Below are 5,052 nucleotides of genomic sequence, written 5' to 3'. Positions count from 1 at the left end.
TGGAGCGTCTGACTTATTGCTGCGATATTTTTGAGACGGGCAATGATTCTTACCGGATGAAACACCGCTCATAGGGTGGCTCAATTTTAGACCACAACTGTGGCTCAGTTTTGGAATGGAATTGACATCACTGCTGCAGCAGTAATAGCAAGCAATGAAATTTTCATATCTCAATACCTCTTAAGTGCAGGATTTGTTGGTGCCGTTAATGCGATTCTCCCGGATGCAGCGATCCCGAGCCTGCCGTTTTTTCACTTGGACTTTTTCGTCCAATACCATAAACCGCTCCATCATATCCAGCCGGGTTTGGTTCTGCTGGATATAGGCATTTTCTAAGGCAATACGGTTTTGCAGGTCGGCGGCGGCCTTCGCATCCTGAGTGGTGTTTACCCGGTTCATCAGTGCCTTGATATTCTGAAAGCGCAGTTCGGAATCTTTAATGGCTTTCAGCGTCAAATCAAAATGTTTGACCAGCCGGTCGTTATCCGCATTTTGGTTATAACCCTTTGAGCCCAACAAGTCGTTAAAGTTCCCTTTCTTTGCTTGTATCGCGGCATCGTAAACCGACTTCCATTCGTCGGGCAATTGCTCGAGAGCTTCGGTTTTGAGAATGTTGCCAAAATTGCGGTTGCCGGTCAGGGCTTTGACCTGGTTTTTCAGTTCGGTAATCTGCTTCACTTGGTTTTCAATCTGCTGCCCCATTTGGATGCCTTGCTGGACAGCCTGGGCGACGGCGGCTCCGTCAAAAACGGGAATGCCGCCGGCTATTGCCGGGGCAGCGGAAACCATCAGGCCGACAGCCACAGCTGCGGCAGCTTTTTTGATTGTGCTCGATTTCATCGGAACATCTCCTACGGATAAAGAAAATGCCGCTTTGTGCGGCAATGGAAAGAAACCGCCCTGAAGGCGGAGGGGAATAGTAAAAGGCCGTCTGAAACATTTCAGACGGCCGCCCGGTTTCGCGGTTATTGAAACTTACCGCTGCGTTGGCGCACGGCTTGATAAAACGGTTCAAGCCAAATATCGGGATCGTCGCTGCCACACTCATCCATAACCTGATGCAGAATGGAAACATTTTCCGATGTGCCCGAAAGCACGGTCATTTCATTATCAAACCCGTGTAGATCCATCGTGCAGAACACGGACTGCTTACTCTGTTTGATTAGAAATATACGGCTCTCTTTCGGCTTGGTCATTAATTCGTTGAACTCCTTTCTGCTCAAACCGCACCGTTGGTAGCTGCCTTCATATTCACCCTCAGGGTTGGGCAGGAATATTTTGGTCGGTGTCTGTTGGATAAGGGCCGGGAAAATATCGACGGCAACGGCATCTTCCGGTGACTGGGAATCCAAAATCATAAATTCTCCCATTTTCCGGCCGGTTTTGAGTGTTTTGAACATCATGCCGGCAGTCATTTCAAACCGGGCGGCGTGCCAAAATTCAGCCACTACCGATACCAAAAGGCTGCCTTCCTTTGCTACCCGTTCGGACATCATTTCTTTGAGATAGAGCAGATAAGAAAGCACAGGGCCTGTCGGCTCGTAATTGGGTTGGAGAATACAGGTAACATCCAATCCGATCCGGTAAAATTCTTCAGGATTGAATGTGTTGCTGTCGTTATCCAAACACCACGCATACTGACCGTCTTCGCTTCGGCACCACTTCGACAAACGGATGCGTAACGAATTTTCACTGTACACGGGCGGCAGGCTTTCCATCAGCCGGCTGAAATTACGCTCTTTGAAATCTATTTCATACAAAGTATCCACCGCCATTTTGATTTGCTGCTTCTCTTGTGCGGTGGCTCCGCCGGCACATAATTCAACCAATCCATACAAGAACATACGGTGTTGCGGCAAGTCGGGTAGTTGAAAAGGATTTAATCCGCTGGGTACACCTTCTTCTACCGCAAAATATGTTCCCCGTAAAGCCCGGATCAGGATTTCCATGCCGCGATCCAAATCCAATACGAACATATAGGGATTGAAACGGGTAAGGAAAGACAGAATAACCGATTCCAAGGCGGTTTTGCCGGTGCCGGTTGCGCCGAGAATCAACGTATGTCCGGCTACTTTTTGCCCAAGGCTGTTTACGTCGATTTTGCTGTGGTGCAGGCTCAGGTTAAACAGCGTATTGGATAATGTTTTCAGCGGCATTACCGGAGAACCGTCGCCAATCGGATTGCCCCAAGACTTTCCTTGAGAATAATTGTGCATTCCAAATACCGTAGCAAGATTGGTAGTGGTTTTAGGAATTTTCCGTGGGCGGATTTTGTAGCCCAATACTTGGCTGTAAAAAGTGGCCGGCATCGACAAAGTGGACGGGACAAAGCGAAAACCGCCGGAAGTCAGAAACTCAGTAAATACTGTTGAACCGTTGGTGCGTGCTTCATGCGCGGTTTTTCCGTAAACCACCAAAGTTCCAGTGTATTCGCCGAACATCATCCGGCCGGCGGCCAACTCGCCTTTGCCCTGTTTCAGTTCGTCTTGCTGGTCTATTGCCTGGTCCTGCACACTCTCAAGGGCATTAACCTGTTTGTTGATTTCCGTCTGCATCTCGGCATTGTCGGTGTACACGAAAATCTGTGTCAGCGTGTACTCGCAGGGAATCGACAGGGTGTTCACCAACACCATGATTTTGCTGATACCGAATTCTTTCAAATCGTAGCAGGTGGCAAACTTTCGGCTGTCTGCATTGCGGATTTCCATTATGTCTGAGCCAAAATGTACGCTGGCAGACGGAACTACGGTGTAGGCAGCACTGGCCGATAAGGGAATATCTTCGCGGATACCGCCGTTAATCAGGGTGCCGATAAACTGATACACCTCGGAAAACATTACGCCGTTTTCATTTTCATATGTACCTAAAATATGCGGGTCATAGCTGTTCAGACCTTTGGCCATTATCTCCAGCAAATCGTTAATTTCTTCCAGGCCGTCTGAAAACGTGTCGTATTTCAGGATAACGGAAATGTAAAACAGGTTTTCGTAATAATCGGCCTTGTTGAACTGCCGGATATAGTGTTCGGCAAGCTCGCGGCAGAATTTGGTATCAAAGTGATATTCGCGGTTTAAATTAATCCGCTGCCGCTGTACAGTTGTCCAAATGCCCAAGCGGTTTCCATATTGTTTGCCAACCGTATTAAACAGCCGCTTTAATTCACTAAACGATGCAATCAGGTGCTTGTCGTCCACACCTTCAAACGGGATACCGTCCATTCTCAAAACGAATCCCAAACGGCCGTCTTCAAAATGGACGATATTCTCGGCAACGTGCCGACTGAACCGGGGCAAATAATCTTGCGGCGAGCGCTGCTTCGTCAGAATCCTCTCTAATAAATCGTTCGTAGTCATGACGTTCTCTTCCAAATTTAGTGGGCATCAGGGTAAGTGTGTTGCCGAACAAATCGGCATTGCGGCGTTGGATATGCCAATAAAGCTCCAAAGCTATAATGTTGACGGCTTGGTCATCCCTTTGGGTCATCAGCTTTAAGAAAACCAAAAATGGGACAGCCATCAAAAGTATGGCAAACGCTTTCAAGTCTAAAAACTGCATAGTAAACAGGGCGATTAAAACGAAAATACCGACGATCGTAATCACCGGTATCATCGGAATACCCCAAACCGTAGCTTGCCGTGACAAACCTTCATAGGTGTTGTACTCGGTGTCTATGTTGATGTCAGGTAGATTCTGCATAGGGGACCTCAGTTATTACAATGTGACGCTCTTACCCCAATCCCACAACGCTTTGGCAATTGCTAAAGATGCCGCACATCCTACAATCCATGCACAAGCCTCTAACACATCGGACCAATGCTTTTTGCCCAACTTGCCCCATAAGAAAGTACAGAGCAGCGCGAGGCCGGCGAGAATGCCCACAATGCCGTAAAAACCGGTAGTAAACTCTTTAATGCCGCTTTCCACAGACGAAAGCCCGCCGGCGGCAAGTGCATTATGGGCGGCAACAACAAACAAAGCCGCCAAAGAAAACTTTGCGGCTTGCTGCCCTTGTTTTTGATTCATCGGTTTCATCAAACAAACTCCCAAAAATAAAAACCGCACAACGGCGGCAGATACAAAAAAACCGGCCTAAGCCGGAACACAGCTACCCGAGGGTAAAATTAAAACTCTTGGAACACATCCCACGCCGCATATTGTTTCGGCGGCGGCGAACCGGCTGCCGCCCGGACAAAAGCCGCACGGGCGGCCTTAGCAGCGGTTTTATGCGGCTGATAGGCCGCTTCAACCAACGCGCTGCGTGTTCCCGCCGCATGGGCGGGGTTGCCGCTCAACTGCGCGTAACGGTTACGCACCAGGCGCACATAATTGCGGGTTTCCCGGTAGGGCGGAATCCCGCCGTACCGATCCACCGCCCCCTCGCCGGCGTTATAACCGGCAAGCATCAGATCGATATTGCCGCGATAGCGGTTGCTTAAAAAACGCAGATAGCGCGTACCGGCCATGATGTTGTGCTCGGGGTTGTACAGGTATTTCGGATTTACCCCCATCCGCGCGGCAGTCGGCGGGATAACCTGCATCAGCCCGCGCGCGTCTTTGTGCGAAACGGCATACCGTCTGCCGCCGCTCTCCCGTGCCATCACCGCCCACACAAGGTTTGCATCCAAACCCTGCGCCGCCGCGTGTTTTTCCACCAAATGCCGGTATTGAGGATAAGGCGCGGCAAAACAGACGGCAGATACTGATGCCACCATCACCACCAAAACGGCAAGAACGGATTTTTTCAAATCAATCTCCTGGTCTTAAAAAGAAAAAACACAAAAAAGAAAACACAAAGGTCGTCTGAAATTTCAGACGGCCTTGCCATCAGGCATATGGCGCATCTCGGGAACGCGCCTCAACTGCCGATAAGGATGACTTTGTTCAAGGGGCTGTCCTAGATAACTAGAACAAATCCTGCTTTACTAATTGTTTTAAAATAGAAATTTGAAATTTTATCTCACTGTTGTTAAAACGCCATTCACACTCTTTCAAATACAGTTCAAAATGCTCTTTGGAAATGCCGTTAAACTTGCGTAAATGGCGTTTTGCTTG

General features: G+C 48.9%; 5 protein-coding genes and 1 pseudogene. All 6 read right to left on the bottom strand.

The window, feature by feature from the left end:
• Positions 1 to 180 precede the first annotated feature (180 nt).
• Positions 181 to 840 (bottom strand): type IV secretion system protein, encoded by a 660-nt coding sequence (locus tag IR141_RS12045; RefSeq protein WP_135037613.1) that lies wholly within the window; start codon positions 838 to 840, stop codon positions 181 to 183.
• Between the two features lie 125 nt (positions 841 to 965).
• A complete protein-coding gene (locus tag IR141_RS12040; protein WP_228068261.1) occupies positions 966 to 3,293 on the bottom strand; it encodes a conjugal transfer protein in 2,328 nt (775 codons plus the stop codon).
• Positions 3,247 to 3,696: a VirB3 family type IV secretion system protein gene (locus IR141_RS12035; RefSeq protein WP_135037611.1), complete on the bottom strand. Its 450-nt coding sequence runs from the start codon at positions 3,694 to 3,696 to the stop codon at positions 3,247 to 3,249. The genes IR141_RS12040 and IR141_RS12035 overlap by 47 nt, the downstream gene beginning before the upstream one ends.
• Before the next feature lie 15 nt (positions 3,697 to 3,711).
• Entirely contained in the window at positions 3,712 to 4,032 is a 321-nt protein-coding gene (locus tag IR141_RS12030) for a TrbC/VirB2 family protein (protein ID WP_135037608.1), read from the bottom strand.
• Positions 4,033 to 4,121: 89 nt separating this feature from the next.
• The gene (locus IR141_RS12025; RefSeq protein ID WP_135037616.1) at positions 4,122 to 4,712 is read right to left on the bottom strand and encodes a lytic transglycosylase domain-containing protein; all 591 of its coding nucleotides are present in this window, start codon (positions 4,710 to 4,712) and stop codon (positions 4,122 to 4,124) included.
• Between the two features lie 190 nt (positions 4,713 to 4,902).
• Positions 4,903 to 5,052 (bottom strand): annotated as a pseudogene (locus IR141_RS12020) (IS1595 family transposase); the annotation flags it as partial.

This window comes from Neisseria sp. 19428wB4_WF04 (assembly GCF_015235335.1).
GTDB lineage: Bacteria > Pseudomonadota > Gammaproteobacteria > Burkholderiales > Neisseriaceae > Neisseria > Neisseria musculi.
This window is presented reverse-complemented; position numbering and strand designations above follow the sequence as displayed.

Coding starts and splice junctions, on each gene's coding strand:
- IR141_RS12025 (WP_135037616.1), bottom strand. CDS start 4,712: ATGGTGGCATCAGTATCTGCCGTCTGTTTTGCCGCGCCTTATCCTCAA.
- IR141_RS12030 (WP_135037608.1), bottom strand. CDS start 4,032: ATGAAACCGATGAATCAAAAACAAGGGCAGCAAGCCGCAAAGTTTTCT.
- IR141_RS12035 (WP_135037611.1), bottom strand. CDS start 3,696: ATGCAGAATCTACCTGACATCAACATAGACACCGAGTACAACACCTAT.
- IR141_RS12045 (WP_135037613.1), bottom strand. CDS start 840: ATGAAATCGAGCACAATCAAAAAAGCTGCCGCAGCTGTGGCTGTCGGC.